The organism is Segatella copri, from assembly GCF_009495355.1.
In the GTDB taxonomy this organism is placed as follows: Bacteria; Bacteroidota; Bacteroidia; order Bacteroidales; family Bacteroidaceae; genus Prevotella.
Genome location: NZ_VZAD01000039.1, coordinates 1 through 3351, shown reverse-complemented (window position 1 = coordinate 3351; position 3351 = coordinate 1). Strand labels below are relative to the sequence as shown.

The following is a 3351-nucleotide window of genomic DNA, read 5'->3' as shown; positions in this document are numbered from 1 at the left end:
GTACGTACGGTGCAATGAGAGGTGCTGGGGGTAACTCCCCACATCTACTCTATTTCCCCATTCGCCTATAATGACTGTCTCTTGGTCAACTGTCATATTGAAGTGCCTCTGTAATAGGCGTGCACCAACCTCTATAATAGCCTCTGTAATAGGCTAATCTGTAATTGCCATAAAAAAGCCTTCCTTGCAAAAACAAGGAAGGCTCTATGGTGAAGAATTTTGATGATTCTTTTATACGAGATACTGAGAAGAGATACTTTCGTTGTCCTCTACTCGGCGAATAGTCTCTGCGAACATATCGGCAATGGTGAGTTGTTTTACCTTTTCGCAACGCTTTGTGTAAGGGATAGAGTCGGTGAAGACAATCTCCTCGAGTGCTGAGTTCTGTACGCGCTCAGAAGCAGGGCCGCTCATCACGCAGTGAGAAGCACAGGCACGAACTGTTTTTGCGCCAGCTTCTTTCATGATATCGGCAGCTTTTGTTATGGTTCCGGCTGTGTCAACCATGTCGTCAATGATGACGACGTTCTTGTCTTTTACATCACCAATGATCTGCATGCTTGCCACAACATTTGCACGAGCGCGGGTCTTGTTGCAAAGAACCAATGGACAGCCCAGATACTTGGCGTATGTGTTGGCACGCTTAGAACCACCAACGTCAGGAGAAGCAATGACCAAATCGTCGAGATGCAGGCTCTGAAGATAAGGCAGGATGACACCAGATGCATACAGATGGTCAACTGGTACATCGAAGAAGCCCTGAATTTGGTCGGCATGGAGGTCCATTGTTATCAGACGGTCGATTCCAGCCACACTCAGCAAGTCGGCAACGAGCTTGGCGCCAATGCTTACACGAGGTTTGTCTTTACGGTCCTGTCTTGCCCAACCGAAGTAAGGTACTACTGCGATGATGTGGCGTGCAGATGCACGCTTGGCAGCATCAATCATCAGGAGCAGCTCCATCAAGTTGTCTGAATTAGGGAAGGTGCTTTGTACGAGGAATACGTCGCGTCCGCGGATAGATTCCTCAAAAGAAACGCCAAATTCACCATCAGAGAACTTGGTAACAACCAAGTTACCGAGAGGGCAACCTAAACTTGCACAGATTTTTTCTGCAAGGTATCTCGAGTTTGTACCGGAGAATACCAAAAAAGAGTTTTTGTCACTCATTTCTTTTTTTCTTGTGTTATAGTGGATAATATTCTTTTTAACTGATAGCCTTTCTTAGTTTTTCGAAATGCCCGATGAGTTCCTTGAAATCATTTTCGTTGTGAATGTCGAAACGGTTCCATAGGTCACCGCAGATAACGACGCCTCCGAATCCTAAGCGTTTTGCTATGTGCAGGTTCTCAAGGCTCATGCCTCCCAAGGCATAGACCTTTTTGTCTATCAACCCCTTGTCGGCTGCCATTTCGAGTTGCTGCATAGAGAATGTGGACTTCTCGTCCTTGAATTCTATACAGTCAAATACATTTTTCAGGAAAACGTAGTTGGATTTCTTCTTCATCTCCTTGAGCATTGTCAGGTCGGAACAAGAACGGCTGAATTTTCCTTTATATCCATCCGGCACTGGTGCCAGTGGATCGTCAATATGAATACCGGCCAAATTGTATTCCCCCTTCAGGTAGTAATGATCGTGTACTACTATCTTGCGGTAATAATCTTCCGGCAAGAGGGTGAGTAACCGCTCAGAATACATGGGCGAGGTATTGGGTTTGAACAGGTGTAAGTTGTCCATACCCTCATCGAACAATGAGGCCAATATTTTGTCTTCTTCCACGAAGAATGTGGACTTTGTCATTATTACTAATTTCATCGTCTGTGTCTTTTGTGATGCAAAAGTATTAAAAAAAATGGTAACTTGCAATTTTATCAGAGATAAAAAGCTATCTTTGCACTCGAAAATTAATATTTATCAAGTTATGACCATAAATTTAGCTAATTTTAATGAAGTTCACGTTCCAATTTATCTTTTGGAAGAAGAACGTCTTCGTAATAATCTGTCGCTTATCAGGAGCGTTGCCGAGCGTGCGGATGTGGAAATCATTCTTGCCTTCAAGGCTTATGCTTTATGGAAAACTTTTCCTATATTCCGTGAGTATATTCATTCCACTACAGCCAGCTCGTTGAGTGAGGCGCGGTTGGCTTTCGAGGAGTTCGGCAGCAAGGCCCATACCTATTCTCCGGCTTATACCGACTACGAGATCGACGAGATAGCCCGATGCTCCAGCCATCTTTCGTTCAATTCCTTGTCGCAGTACGCCCGTTATCATGAGCGGGTGAGGAAGGTGAATCCTGAGATCAGTTGTGGTTTGCGTGTCAATCCTGGATATTCCGAAGTGGGTACGTTGCTTTATAATCCATGTGCTCCCGGAAGTCGTTTTGGCGTTACAGCCGATCAGTTGCCCGATCAGTTGCCCGACGATATAGAAGGTTTCCATTGTCATTGTCATTGCGAGAGTGGGGCAGATGTCTTCGAGCGCACCTTGGTACATATCGAGGAAAAGTTTGCCAAGTGGTTCCCACAGTTGAAATGGATTAATTTTGGTGGCGGGCATCTGATGACTCGTGCCGATTACGACGTGTTACACCTTATTAATATAATAAAGGGATTTCATCTGCGTCATCCTCACCTCCAGGTCATCATGGAGCCTGGAAGTGCTTTTGGCTGGCAAACCGGTGCTTTGGTCTCGCAGGTTGTTGATGTGGTGGAGAATAGCGGCATCCGTACTGCTATCTTGAATGTGAGCTTCACTTGTCATATGCCCGACTGTCTTGAAATGCCCTATATGCCTGCAGTGAGAAATGCCAGGACGATAGAGGTAGACGATATGATGAAAGCACCCGATGGTGATCATGTCTACAGATTGGGAGGCAACAGCTGCCTGAGTGGTGATTTTATGGGTTATTGGCAGTTCGATCATGAGTTGGAGATTGGTGAGAATGTGATTTTCGAGGACATGCTTCACTACACAACAGTGAAGACAAACACCTTTAATGGCATCTCTCATCCCGCCATAGGCATCGTTCATCCCGACGGAGAAATGGAAATATTGCGCCAATTTGGATATGAGGATTATAAAAACAGGATGGATTAAGTAAACATCAAAAAAGTAGGAAAAAGCGCTCTTTTTAGCTTTAAAATGCAGCAAAAAGGCTTCTTTTGTAAAAAAAGTAAACTAAAGAGCGTTTTTTTTGAAAAAAAACTACGAAAAAGTTTGGTGGTTCCAGAAAAAGCCGTACCTTTGCAACCGCATTTAGAGAAATGCTCCTAACAAATGGATTTTACTGCGGAGATAGCTCAGTTGGTAGAGCACGACCTTGCCAAGGTCGGGGTCGCGGGTTCGAGTC

Annotated in this window: 3 protein-coding genes; 1 reads left to right on the top strand and 2 read right to left on the bottom strand. The window is 44.7% G+C overall.

Translation table 11 applies throughout. The annotated features are described in order from the left end of the window. Positions 1-231 precede the first annotated feature (231 nt). On the bottom strand, positions 232-1170 hold the full coding sequence (locus tag F7D20_RS04700; protein ID WP_022252898.1) for a ribose-phosphate pyrophosphokinase: 939 nt from the start codon (positions 1168-1170) through the stop codon (positions 232-234). Positions 1171-1207: 37 nt separating this feature from the next. Then, entirely contained in the window at positions 1208-1816 is a 609-nt protein-coding gene (locus tag F7D20_RS04695) for a thiamine phosphate synthase (RefSeq protein ID WP_158463054.1), read from the bottom strand. A 106-nt stretch (positions 1817-1922) separates the two neighbouring features. Here F7D20_RS04695 and nspC point away from each other — a divergent pair, with 106 nt between their 5' ends. Beyond that, positions 1923-3098 (top strand): carboxynorspermidine decarboxylase, encoded by a 1176-nt coding sequence (nspC, locus tag F7D20_RS04690; RefSeq protein ID WP_158463053.1) that lies wholly within the window; start codon positions 1923-1925, stop codon positions 3096-3098. The last annotated feature ends 253 nt before the right edge of the window (positions 3099-3351 follow it).

Excerpts from the sequence above, each read along its gene's own strand:
- F7D20_RS04700 (WP_022252898.1), bottom strand. The coding sequence starts at position 1,170 with ATGAGTGACAAAAACTCTTTTTTGGTATTCTCCGGTACAAACTCGAGA.
- F7D20_RS04695 (WP_158463054.1), bottom strand. The coding sequence starts at position 1,816 with ATGAAATTAGTAATAATGACAAAGTCCACATTCTTCGTGGAAGAAGAC.
- nspC (WP_158463053.1), top strand. The coding sequence starts at position 1,923 with ATGACCATAAATTTAGCTAATTTTAATGAAGTTCACGTTCCAATTTAT.